Below are 11,626 nucleotides of genomic sequence, written 5' to 3'. Positions count from 1 at the left end.
TGGCTTCCTTCAGACCCCACCGTTGGCCAGTGACGCCCTTGCCATTCAGATTATCTTCCCCTTAGTCAGGGTGATAAGGCATCTTTCAGCCTATCGGGTTTGCCAGCTTCGCTGGGCAAACAAAAAAAGCCCTACCGAAGTAGGGCTTTGTGTAAACACACTATTATTTAAATAAACTATTAGCTATTTCGAACAGAAACAAACTCTGGGTAGGCTTCAATACCACAATCGTGTTGATCCATACCGTTTAGTTCTTCCTCTTCAGTTACTCGTATACCCATTGTTTTATTAAGCACAGTCCAAACAATAAATGATGCTACAAATACAAAGGCAAGAATACACACTAAACCAATTAACTGATTAACAAAGCTTGCATCACCATTGGTTAGCGGTACTAACATAATACCTAATGCGCCACACGTACCATGAACAGAGATAGCACCCACTGGATCGTCAATCTTAACTTTATCAAGTGCTATGATACTAAATATAACAAGTGCACCACCAAGTAGACCAAGTAGACATGCCATTAATGGTGATGGTGATAAAGGGTCTGCTGTAATAACAACTAAGCCAGCTAACGCACCATTTAATACCATTGTTAAATCTGATTTACCCCAAAGTACTTTACATACAAATAGTGCTGCAATAGCACCCATTGCAGCTGCTGCATTGGTGTTAAGTAATATTTGGCCTACTGCAGTTGCGTTTTCTTTATCCGAAAGTAGTAATTGAGAACCACCGTTAAAGCCAAACCAACCCATCCACAAAATAAATGTACCTAGTGTAGCAAGTGGTAAGTTTGAACCTGGAATTGGGTATATTTCACCGTTCTTACCATATTTACCTTTACGAGCACCTAAGATTAATACACCAGCTAGTGCAGCGGCTGCACCTGCGCCATGCACAATTGCAGAACCTGCAAAATCAACAAAGCCCATTTCAGATAAGAAACCACCACCCCATGTCCAGTAACCTTCAATAGGGTAAATAAAACCAGTTAGTACTACAGCAAAACCTAGGAAAGCCCACAGTTTCATACGCTCAGCAACAGCACCCGATACAATTGACATAGCGGTTGCAACAAATACTACTTGGAAGAAAAAGTCAGATTCTAAAGAATGGTCAGCATCGGCAGCTTGTGTACCAATTAAAGCGCCTATTGAAGGAATAAAACCACCTTCGGCGTTGTCTACATACATAATGTTGTAGCCAACTAATAAAAACATCGTACATGCAATTGAATATAGCGCGACATTTTTAGTTAAAATTTCAGCTGTGTTTTTAGAGCGAACTAAGCCCGCCTCTAGCATGGCAAAACCTGCTGCCATCCACATTACTAATATACCTGATATTAAAAAATAGAAGGTATCGAGTGAAAACTTTAGTTCTATTATTGTATTTTCCATGAGACCCCCTTAAATTGCTTCTTCGTCAAGTTCGCCAGTACGGATACGAACAATTTGATCCAAGTCGTACACGAAAATTTTACCGTCACCAATTTTACCTGTTGATGCAATTTTAGTGATTGCTTCAACAACGCGTTGACAATTTTCAGTACGAGTTGCAATTTCAAGTTTGATCTTAGGAATAAAATCTACTTGGTATTCTGCACCACGATATAACTCAGTATGACCTCGTTGACGTCCAAAACCTTTAACATCAACTACTGTCATCCCCTCAATTCCTAAATCAGCGAGTGCTTCACGCACGTCGTCTAATTTAAATGGTTTTATGATTGCACTAATCATTTTCATAGCGGCCCCCTCGGACTCTTTATTGTTATCCTATTGGGTTAAACAATCCAACCTTTGTGCCACTATTTTATATCAATTAAAAACAGCCACTTAGTAAAAAAAACAAACTCAAGATCAAAAAAAACGCACCAATTAGGTGCGTTAATTTAACAAGTCAGCTACATTGGTGCGTGCTATATCTCTATATATTTATCACGTACCTAGCTTTGTTTAAGAAGGGTTATACCACGCAGTTTCTGCCTTGGTTTTTAGCTTCGTATAATGCTTTGTCAGCAACACGCATTGCCTGCGTTAAGCTAGTGTCTTGAAAGTCAGCCAAGCCTATACTCGTGGTAATTTTAATTGATTTATCGCTAATAGAAAAATCGTAACTAGCCATCTTTTTCCTAAACGCTTCAAAGTATTCACGACCGCGTTCTAGCTCTATTTCAGGTAATATTATGGCAAACTCTTCTCCGCCAACCCGTGCAACCGTAAACTTTGAAAACGTAGTACGGATTAATGAACCAACCTGCTTTAAAGCCTGATCGCCGCCTTCATGGCCTAATGTATCGTTAATGTTTTTGAAAAAATCGATATCAAGCAATGCCAAAGTATTTTTCTGGTTTTTACTTTTAAGGAGCTTTTCTGCATATTGATAAAAGTAACGTCGGTTATGAAGCCCTGTTAAATGATCCCTATGTGCGCTTTCTTTAATATCTGAAATTAACGACAGTTGCTCCATTGTTTGAAGTACTCGACAATGAAACTCTTCATTCATAAATGGCTTTGTTAAAAAGTCATTGGCACCGTATTTAATAAACCGTGCTGATAGGCCATGCTTTCCCGCGCCCGACAAGCCAATAATTGCTAAGTCGTCTCGGCCTCTAAAATTACGTACCGCTTTGACTAGTTCAAAGCCATCCATAGAGGGCATAGCGTAGTCGGTCATAAGTAGCTTTATATCAGGATTAGCTTTTAATATTTCGAGTGCTTGTTGTCCATCGTGGGCATCTGTTACATCAAACAATTGCTTTTCTAGCATTTGCTTCATTAACGAGCGACTTAGTAATGAGTCATCTGCTATTAGTGCTTTACAGCCTTGATTTCTGAGTAATTGCGCAACGAGCTTAACGGCATAATGGTAAGAATCGCGATTATCTTTAATAACATAATCAACTACGCCCAATTCAAGCATTTGTTGGCGCTTGTACTCATCTATTTTTGAGGTTAAAACAACCGTAGGAATCTTTTTAGATAAAGTATATTTTGCGACTTCACCGTGAGGAGCATCTGGCAAAGTTAAATCAACTAACGCAAGCGTGTAGTCGTATTTTTCTACGTAAGTGGCACATTCAGCTAAAGACCAAGCAAAATCAATTGCTACATCAAGGTATTGTGCAGTTAAGTGGCGAAGTACCTGCTGCACTACTTTACTGTCTTCAACCACTAGTACTCTTTGCATAAAGCTTCTCTTTACCTTTAATTAGTTTTACCACAAAACGACAAATACCACGCAATTACTGCAATAGTATTAGTCATAAACATCCGGTGTAGAGTGCACTTATGTGCTTGAAAGCGTAATCCGTTAGATTTTTTGGTGATAGCCTGTATAAAAAATCAATACAAGTAGGCCGCAATATACCTGAATTTTGCAATTAACTAAATAAAGAAAGTAAATCCAAAATAACTATAAAAGCGATTAATACGCGCCTTTCAATGTATTAATACCTTACTTAACCAGTATTATCGGCCACTAGTCTCAATACTTTTGTTATTTAACTCATTTTTATCTTTAATGATGTATCAACAATAATAAGGACACCTAATGAAGCTTAGTCGTATTATCAGTTTACCGATAACCGTTATTGCATTAATAATTAGTACAAGCACGCTTGCCGATAACCAACGTCGTATTGATGTAGACAGCAAAGTAGTTACCCAACATAAGGCTAAAATTAATGGCCAGCGTTTTAGTTATACCGTAGCTACAGGCACACAACCTGTATGGGATGATAAAGGCGACGCGGTTGCTACACTACAATACACCTACTACACACGTGACAAAGTTGACGACAGGACAGCTCGCCCATTACTTATTTCATTTAATGGCGGGCCGGGTTCGGCTTCTGTATGGATGCATCTTGCTTATACTGGCCCTCGCGTATTAAAAATTGATGACGAAGGCTATCCAATTCAACCTTATGGTGTAAAAGATAACCCATATTCTGTACTTGATATTGCCGATATTGTTTACGTAAACCCGGTAAATACTGGCTATTCTCGCGTACTTGAAAACGAAAAAGGCGAACTGCCTTCTAGAGCAAAACAAAAAGAGCTATTTTTTGGTGTTAATGCCGATATTAAATACCTTGCTGAGTGGTTAAATACTTTTGTAAATAGAGCCCAGCGCTGGCGCTCGCCTAAATTTTTAATTGGTGAAAGCTACGGTACAACCCGTGTATCTGGACTCGCTCATGAGCTTCAAAACAGTCAGTGGATGTACATAAACGGTGTTGTTCTCGTATCACCTACCGATATTGGTATCAAGCGCGACGGTCCGATTAAAGCCGCTAACCGCCTACCTTACTTTGCAGCGACTGCTTGGTATCACAAAGCACTTAAAGCCGATTTACAAGTTAAAGATCTAGATGAATTATTACCTGAAGTTGAAGAATTTACTGTAAACGAGTTAATCCCAGCGCTTGCTAAGGGTGGCTTTATTAATGCTGATGAAAAGCAACGCATAATTACAAAAATGGCGCACTACGCTGGCTTATCAGAAAAATTTGTTGAGCAAAATAACTTAGATATTCCAACTCAGTTTTTCTGGAAAGAGCTACTACGTGAACGTGGTCAAACTGTGGGTCGCTTAGATTCTCGTTATTTAGGAATAGATAAACGAGGCGCAGGTGAATCCCCAGACTACTGGGCTGAACTTACCTCTTGGTTACACTCTTTCACTCCTGCAATTAATCACTACTTACGTGAAGAGCTAAATTATAAAACAGATGTAAAATATAATTTATTTGGTAATGTTCACCCATGGGATAGAACCGGTAATAATACGGGCGAAAATCTACGTTTGGCAATGGCGCAAAACCCTTACTTAAACGTGATGATTCAATCAGGATACTTTGATGGTGCAACCAATTACTTTGACGCTAAATATACGTTATGGCAATTAGACCCAAGCGGTAAAATGAAAGACCGTTTGAGCTTTAAAGGCTACAGAAGTGGGCATATGATGTACCTTCGCCACGCTGACTTAGAAAGCTCTAATAACGATTTACGTGACTTTATACAGGACGCTTTACCTAAGAAAGGGGAAGCGGCTAAATACTAAAATATTTTAAACATAAAATGGCTCTTTATGAGCCATTTTTTATATGCGTTTTTCATATCGTAAACAATAGCTTTTAAGTTGCGTTACTACATCGTTAAAGCAGGTCTCGAGACTTTGCATTTCATTGTTATCAATAGATTCATTTTCTGCATACGTTTCGATCTGCTGGCATATATCAGCCAGTTTAATAGCCCCTACCGATTTTGACGACGACTTTAAGGCATGGGCCTGAAAAGCCAAATCAACATAATTTTTACTCTTAGCATACGCATTAGCTAATTTAATTTGCTCCCCTGCCGTTTGTAAAAACGCATTAAACACCATGCAGTGCACAGTAGGATCATCACCAAGCATTGCTTTTAATAACGTGATATCTAGTTGATCAAAACTATCTGAAGCTATATTTTCACTATCAGATTTATCTGAACATGTACTAACCATTGTTTGAGAGTGCTCCATCAATAACGACTTTAATTTAACAAGCTCAATGGGCTTGGTTAAAAAGCCGTTCATTCCACAATCATAACAATTATCTATATTGTTTTTGGTAATGTTGGCCGTAATTGCAATTATAATAAGTTTATCAAAATGAGTGTTTTCGCGTATTTTTTTGGCTAACCCTAACCCATCGAGTAAAGGCATTTGAATGTCGGTTAACAAAATATCAAAGTGCTTATTTTGCAGAGTTTCCCAGGCTTGTTCCCCATTACTTACAAAAGTAGAACACACTCCAAGCATGGTTAATTGCTGTTTTAATACTTGCTGATTTGTAACTTGATCTTCTGCCACTAAAACCTCAAGCGTAGGAAGAGTTACTGTATCTAAGCTTTGCAGTATCATTTGAGGTACTTGCACTTGTGCTGGCAAGTCAGTTTGCTCAAAGCTGTTAAAGTTTAGTGTAAAACAAGAACCTTTGTGCTGCTCACTTTGCGCGCTTAAAGAACCTTGCATACGCTCTACCAGCTGCTTCGTTATCACTAAACCAATACCGGTTCCATTTACTTTACTGGTTTCAGCGCCTAAGCGGTCAAAAGGTTTAAATAGGCGAGAAATGTCATCTGGAGAAAATCCGCATCCGGTATCTATTACATCTATTTCGCATTGTTTATTACTTAACACCCGACAATTAATATTAATGCTGCCATTTAGTTTGTTATATTTAATCGCATTTGAAAGCAAGTTAAGCATCACTTGTTTAAAGCAGCGCTGATCAATATAAATACTCAATCCTTCTAAGGACTCAAAACCGTGAGTTTGCAGTGTTATTGATTGCCCTTTAATTAGCTCAGTGACAAGCTCTACTGACTCTTCTAATATGCTTTTAATAGGCACATAAGAAAAACTAAACTGCATATTACCCGACTCAATAGCTGTTAAATCAAGCACATCGTCTATGAGTAATAGTAAATGCTCTCCAGCTTGATAAATGCTTTTCGCGTTTTCTTTTTGTACTTTATTAGCACTCTCATCATATCCATACAGCTGGGCTAAGCCTAAAATTGCATTTAATGGAGTTCTTAATTCGTGGCTCATACTGGCCATAAAATCTGACTTTGCTTTACTTGCAGACTCAGCTTGAATTCGTAATGCATTTAATTTTTGATGGTTATTCGCAACCTCATCAACCATATTATTAAATGCATTTATTACACTGCCCACTTCATTTTGTTGTTGTTTATCTATATGGCAATCAAAGTCGCCTTTGGCTAAACGTGAAAACCCAAGTTTTAGCGTCCTCAAAGGCGATGTAACCCTGTAATCCACCAGCCAAGCTAAACCTATAAAAACGATAACTAAAATAATAAATTGTATATATATTAAGGTGTAATGAAGTTTTGAAGATTCGTTAATTTCATTCGTAAAATTAACAACCAAGCTAATATTAGCCAGCGGTTTGTCTAAAAATACCACCTGTTGAGATAACAGCATGTCGCCGTTTTCATTTGCTCCAACCCAATTCTCAAGCGGATACAATTGGTTTTTTGAATCAACATCAACAATTTTAATACTTTTCCAATTAGGGCGAGTTTGAAGTTGACTGTCTATCTCTTCATATAGCTCTGCATATTGCCTAGTTAACAACGGAGTCGTTATAGAAGTCGATAACTGCGCCAAAGAACGCTGAGCAGCCTTTGAAAGGCCATCGTTTACCCAACGGGCTTGTTCCGGTAAGGCGTAAAACATAAAAAGACAGGCCATAAGCAAGCCACAAAGCAATACCACAATAAAGCTTTGTGCTCTTAGGCTACGAAACCCACTAATTTTCAACATAAAAAGAGCGTAAGCCCCACTGAGTTAACTGCTGATACTCAGCTAAAGTTGCAATACTAGGTTTAATAATTGGGATACCTGCAAGCAAATGTTTATGCTCTGCGCTTTGCCCAATATCTAAAATAGCTTGTTGCACTTTTAACTGTATTGTAGGGTCAACCCTTGGGTGGGCTACAATTGGATGGCGACTAATTTCACGCGTTTTATAAAGAATTTTGAGTTTATTTTGCAAGCTTTCTGGTTGTTGTTTAAAGGTGCCCATTACACCACCGCCCGCCATTGTTGAATGCAGTGCTACATTTAAATATACCGAAGGGTGGGTTTGAACATATACAGGCTTTATTGTTAGCCCATACAACAACGCTAAGTCGGCTCTCATTAATAATGACGCACCTAATGCATTAGGTGCAGGGAATGCTATTTCGGCGCCCTCTAGTTGGCTTAAATTATCAATACCACTATTTTTATTTACAAGCAAAATACCTTGCAGCTTTCGCCCTGCATCTTTTATTAGTGGCAAATACCCCTATTTTTCATATGCTACAACACTGTGCCATGGGTTCATGTATGCAAAGTCGTACTCGCCATTAGCAAAGGCTTTTTCAAATACAGGAATAGACTCAACTGTAATTAGCTTTATTGTTACTCCTGTTTGCTTACTTACTTGCTTTAACAAAGGTTGCCAAATAGCATTTAGCTTTTGCGGCTCATATTGCGGCACTACACCAAAGGTATATTCTTGAGCAAATAAGAGTGAACTGTGCATAAAACATAATATAGCCACTAAATACTTCATCAATTCTCCAAATAATAGCGTGTCATTATTGTTTAAGCGTAGTTAAAGACTACTCAACACACCATAAAATTATTATATATTCGATATTTAGCACTGACCGGCTTTGATTACAGGTAGTTTTGGTGTGTATTTTTTATGTGTGAGCATTTGGTGCAAATTCATAAATGTGTTGTAAGTACTTTTCAATCCGACCTTATTGCTTAGCCAAGTAGGTATTGACCCATCAGGCAAAGCATATACTTGGTATTCAATATCAAGGCGGCCTTTGTCCTCACTAAGTAGCCAGCGAGCATTTAAAGTAGTAATTCTTATAACACCATCATTTTGGGGCAGCTCATTAGGGCGCGCATTAATAAGCAATTGGCTTTTATTTGCAGTTAACTGTGAATAACAAGAATGAGTAATGCTATCTCTATCTCTAACAGGCCAAGGAGAATTAAAATAACTGTACACTAAATTTTCTGATGGGCTTATGTGCTGAATAACCTCTACCTGAGATACATTTTCGAGCCATTGGGGTGCGGCATCGGTATCGCTAAGTAACTCTAAAAACTCATTGGTGGATACACCTTTCACGCTCATCTGCGCTTTCACTTCAAAGGTATTATCACTGTGGCTTTGATAATACACACTTACGCCATTTTTGTTTTTATACAAATGCCATGTTGGCTCAGCGTAAGTGTTAAAACTAACTAATAAAAGAATAACGAATAAGCACTTTTGCAACTGAATTTTATTACAAAAGTGCATCATTTATTTTTGCCAGTAAGGTTCTATATCAAATGAAGCAAGGCGACTTTGCTCCATGGCACTGACCAAATATTCAGACTTTTGCTCAAGCCATGATTGGATTTTAGCAAGCTGTTCGTCTTCTTGCCCTGCACATAGCTGCTTTAAATATTCAAGCGTACTTAACTCATAAATACCATGAGAAATATCAAGCCAAGGCAACCTAAACTCTAGGCGTTCTTCTTTATCAAATAACGATCCTAAGCAGTTACCGCTCAGTAAACTATTTTCAAGTTGAGTGCGCAGGTTTAAATACGAAGCGACATCGAGTGTTTGTTCTTTAGGGAGTAATTCGTGCAGGTTTTTCCAGTCTTTATTAAAAAGCCTATTGGCAATAGACGACACGTTTTGCTCAGCCGCTTGAAGCTCTATTTGCCCCCAATCTTTACGCCACTGTTTATCAATTAACCACGTAGTTAACGACAGTAACAAACGATTATAACGCGCACTATGAAACAGTGCATTTATATCGTCAATGCTTGGCTGTAACTCTTTTAAATCACCAATGACTTGTGTAAGTGCTGGAGCTGCATTAATTTTTTTATAAAAAGCATGGCGTTTAGACGTGTACGTTTTTAATTGAATCGCGTTTTCTACCCACGCTAATTCACTTAATAACCATTTAAGCTCTGTACGTAAATGCTCTGTACTTTCTTTGGATACTATATCGTCATACAACCAAAAAGTATGGCGTATTAGGCTAATGCCATCAGTTACGCGTTTAAGCGTTTTTAAACTTGGCTTATCGAAATAGCATTGCTCGTGCTTTTGCACAAAGCGAATGCCAAAATTCATGGCTTCAACTAAAGCACGTTCTTGGGTAGTCGACTTTGGTAATTGAACAAAACCAATAGATTTGCTTGGTCTTAAAGGTTTTTCATCAGCAAGGCGATAACCACGCGCAGCCTTAGAGTATAATCCTAAACGAATACAGTTTTGGCTAACCAGTACATCTGCAAACGCAAACAACTCATTACGACTGCCCTCAACAAGCTCAATTTCAAGCTCGCTAATAATTTCAATTTTACCCGAAGCCGCAATTTCACCTTTATCGAGTACGACTTCAATTTTAGCGCCACTTTCGGTTTCAATTAACCAAGTACGACGAATAAAGTTAGTACTGAAAATTGGATACAAGTTTTTTGAGATTGCGCTTATTTGCATACCATGAGGCCAAATGTCAGCATTAAACGCCATTAAATTAGGGCGACTTGATTCAATTGGTAAATTGTACTCAGGGCGTTGGTGTAGGCCACCTACAACTTCACCGGCAAGCTTTATAGTTTGCTCACATTCGCTGTCAGAACAACGCGTTCTAAACCCTATATCAAGCGCTCTAAGCTCTCGGCTTGGCGTGTCGTAGTATGCATTTTGTAAACTGCGTGACGGTTTATTCTTCACCGTTTTTGCAAATTGAGTAATTAATGAGGGGATCAGTGGAATAACGGCATCTGATACCAAAAATTTCAGTTCTATCTCAGTATCCATTCGGTTTGCGGATTACCTTTAAAATAAATAAGTGCTCAAAATAAACAAAGCGCCTTAACAATGCAAATTTTTTAACCTTATTTTAGGGCCTGATGACCTTTGTGGATTAAATTTTGTTCTATCTAGGAGCAATTTAATCATAGCGTGAGGCTTGTAACCTAGTGGACTCGATAACTACTCCTGCGTTACCGTACTGAGTTACAATATCAGTCTTGCTATTGATCTATTTAATCCATACTATCTAACTACTTATGTGAAATAAAAATCACGTTCATAACGGACGCAGTTAGATCAACAAGGTAGATAAATGCTAAAACATTGTTTATTAGGGCTACTTTTAACAGCCACCACATTCATGAGTTATGCACAAGAAGCACAACCTGCAAATTCAACGAATGCAAACACCGCTTATATTGTCGATAATTTATACACTTTTATGCGCTCTGGGGCGAGTAAAAATTATCGACTACTCGGCTCTGTAGATGCTGGAACAAAGTTAACCTTGTTATCAAATGAAGAAAACGGCTTTATAAAAATTAAAGATGATAAAGACCGCGAAGGCTGGATAGAAACTAAGTTTATTACTAAAACAGCTGGTTTACACCAACAGTACAAAACACTAAGTAGCGAAATGAGCACTATGCAAGAAAAGCTACGTCAAGCTCAAATAGAACTTCCACAGCTACAAGAACAAAATCAAACTTTAACAGATCAAAATCTGCAGTTATCTGCTCAAATTACTAAGCTTAAAACAACGCTAGAGCAAGAGCGCACTCAAAAAGAAGCTGCTAGCTCAAAAGAGAAACGCCAGCTACTGACTTACGGTGGTGCTATTGCGTTTTTAGGCCTGTTTTTAGGTATTATATTAACGATAGTGCTGTCACGTCGTAAGCGCTACGAAGGTTGGGCGTAAAGCTCCATCCAACTAAATACAAAAAAGCCGCTTTATAGCTAACACCGATCAGTTAAGGTATTTTTGATCGGTTGACCGATCTTTTGGTTGCTTCACAATACCCTTATCATCTTTTGATTATGAGGGTATTTTTATGCTTAGTCATTGGTTACTTGATACAGATATATTCGCCACTCCTGACTCTTTATCTACATTTCAGAAACATATCCCTCTTGAGTGGATTTCTAATGTGCTCGAGCAGACCGATAAAGCAAGTATTCGCAAACGTAAGTTACCTGCTGAGCTTG

Annotated in this window: 9 protein-coding genes and 1 pseudogene; 3 read left to right on the top strand and 7 right to left on the bottom strand. The window is 38.3% G+C overall.

Annotated elements, in window-relative coordinates; all coding sequences use genetic code 11:
* Positions 1-179: 179 nt before the first annotated feature.
* The 3 genes from QL998_RS19180 to QL998_RS19170 all read right to left on the bottom strand — a co-directional run bounded on the left by QL998_RS19180 (position 180) and on the right by QL998_RS19170 (position 3,201).
* On the bottom strand, positions 180-1,409 hold the full coding sequence (locus tag QL998_RS19180; protein WP_024598297.1) for an ammonium transporter: 1,230 nt from the start codon (positions 1,407-1,409) through the stop codon (positions 180-182).
* A gap of 9 nt (positions 1,410-1,418) precedes the next feature.
* On the bottom strand, positions 1,419-1,757 hold the full coding sequence (locus QL998_RS19175) for a P-II family nitrogen regulator (protein WP_004587162.1): 339 nt from the start codon (positions 1,755-1,757) through the stop codon (positions 1,419-1,421).
* A gap of 220 nt (positions 1,758-1,977) precedes the next feature.
* Entirely contained in the window at positions 1,978-3,201 is a 1,224-nt protein-coding gene (locus QL998_RS19170; protein ID WP_182197883.1) for a diguanylate cyclase, read from the bottom strand.
* A 363-nt stretch (positions 3,202-3,564) separates the two neighbouring features.
* Here QL998_RS19170 and QL998_RS19165 point away from each other — a divergent pair, with 363 nt between their 5' ends.
* Positions 3,565-5,082, top strand: coding sequence for a carboxypeptidase (locus QL998_RS19165; RefSeq protein ID WP_290193296.1), 1,518 nt, complete (start codon positions 3,565-3,567; stop codon positions 5,080-5,082).
* Between the two features lie 39 nt (positions 5,083-5,121).
* Here the strand turns inward: QL998_RS19165 and QL998_RS19160 are convergent, their stop codons facing one another.
* The 4 genes and pseudogenes from QL998_RS19160 to QL998_RS19145 form a co-directional block, all read right to left on the bottom strand.
* On the bottom strand, positions 5,122-7,353 hold the full coding sequence (locus tag QL998_RS19160) for an ATP-binding protein (protein ID WP_290193295.1): 2,232 nt from the start codon (positions 7,351-7,353) through the stop codon (positions 5,122-5,124).
* Positions 7,340-8,119 (bottom strand): annotated as a pseudogene (locus QL998_RS19155) (phosphate/phosphite/phosphonate ABC transporter substrate-binding protein). The gene QL998_RS19160 and the pseudogene QL998_RS19155 overlap by 14 nt, the downstream one beginning before the upstream one ends.
* 117 nt (positions 8,120-8,236) lie before the next feature.
* Entirely contained in the window at positions 8,237-8,902 is a 666-nt protein-coding gene (locus QL998_RS19150; RefSeq protein ID WP_290193294.1) for an START domain-containing protein, read from the bottom strand.
* A complete protein-coding gene (locus QL998_RS19145; protein ID WP_290193293.1) occupies positions 8,903-10,426 on the bottom strand; it encodes a CYTH and CHAD domain-containing protein in 1,524 nt (507 codons plus the stop codon).
* Between the two features lie 307 nt (positions 10,427-10,733).
* Here QL998_RS19145 and QL998_RS19140 point away from each other — a divergent pair, with 307 nt between their 5' ends.
* Together QL998_RS19140 and QL998_RS19135 are read left to right on the top strand one after the other, a co-directional pair.
* Positions 10,734-11,339, top strand: a complete 606-nt coding sequence (locus tag QL998_RS19140) for a TIGR04211 family SH3 domain-containing protein (protein ID WP_290193292.1) — start codon at positions 10,734-10,736, stop codon at positions 11,337-11,339.
* A gap of 133 nt (positions 11,340-11,472) precedes the next feature.
* Positions 11,473-11,626: transposase domain-containing protein (locus tag QL998_RS19135; protein WP_182198119.1), on the top strand; the 154-nt coding region annotated here is incomplete at its 3' end.

Source organism: Pseudoalteromonas sp. APC 3691, from assembly GCF_030408135.1.
GTDB lineage: Bacteria > Pseudomonadota > Gammaproteobacteria > Enterobacterales > Alteromonadaceae > Pseudoalteromonas.
This window is presented reverse-complemented; position numbering and strand designations above follow the sequence as displayed.

Excerpts from the sequence above, each read along its gene's own strand:
- QL998_RS19180 (WP_024598297.1), bottom strand. The coding sequence starts at position 1,409 with ATGGAAAATACAATAATAGAACTAAAGTTTTCACTCGATACCTTCTAT.
- QL998_RS19175 (WP_004587162.1), bottom strand. The coding sequence starts at position 1,757 with ATGAAAATGATTAGTGCAATCATAAAACCATTTAAATTAGACGACGTG.
- QL998_RS19170 (WP_182197883.1), bottom strand. The coding sequence starts at position 3,201 with ATGCAAAGAGTACTAGTGGTTGAAGACAGTAAAGTAGTGCAGCAGGTA.
- QL998_RS19165 (WP_290193296.1), top strand. The coding sequence starts at position 3,565 with ATGAAGCTTAGTCGTATTATCAGTTTACCGATAACCGTTATTGCATTA.
- QL998_RS19160 (WP_290193295.1), bottom strand. The coding sequence starts at position 7,353 with ATGTTGAAAATTAGTGGGTTTCGTAGCCTAAGAGCACAAAGCTTTATT.
- QL998_RS19150 (WP_290193294.1), bottom strand. The coding sequence starts at position 8,902 with ATGATGCACTTTTGTAATAAAATTCAGTTGCAAAAGTGCTTATTCGTT.
- QL998_RS19145 (WP_290193293.1), bottom strand. The coding sequence starts at position 10,426 with ATGGATACTGAGATAGAACTGAAATTTTTGGTATCAGATGCCGTTATT.
- QL998_RS19140 (WP_290193292.1), top strand. The coding sequence starts at position 10,734 with ATGCTAAAACATTGTTTATTAGGGCTACTTTTAACAGCCACCACATTC.